This window comes from Rhizobium ecuadorense, assembly GCF_001187535.1.
Lineage (GTDB): Bacteria > Pseudomonadota > Alphaproteobacteria > Rhizobiales > Rhizobiaceae > Rhizobium > Rhizobium ecuadorense.
This window is the reverse complement of sequence record NZ_LFIO01001027.1, coordinates 1-308: the sequence shown is the minus strand read 5'-3', so window position 1 is coordinate 308 and position 308 is coordinate 1. Positions and strand designations below refer to the sequence as shown.

The following is a 308-nucleotide window of genomic DNA, read 5'->3' as shown; positions in this document are numbered from 1 at the left end:
GCACCGTCGCTCGTCTTTCTCCCGCAGCTTTCCAGCCCATCGCATCGGATGATGTTGCCGATGCGATGGCGGATGTCGCGCTTTCAAAGCCGCTTAACGGCACGATCGAGATTGCCGGTCCCGAGCGCGGTCACATGCACGAGATCGTTGCCCGGTATCTGAAGGCCATCAACGATCCGAGGAGAGTCCAGGCAGACGCTCATGCGCGCTACTTCGGGTCTGAACTGGACGATCGCTCGCTTGTGCCCGGCGAGGGCGCGAGGCTCGGCAAGATCGACTTTGCGGATTGGTTTCGACAGTCCCAACGG

Annotated in this window: 1 pseudogene; it reads left to right on the top strand. The window is 61.4% G+C overall.

Annotation, left to right across the window (positions count from 1 at the left end):
- Positions 1-308: pseudogene (locus AF337_RS18585) on the top strand (SDR family oxidoreductase); the annotation flags it as partial.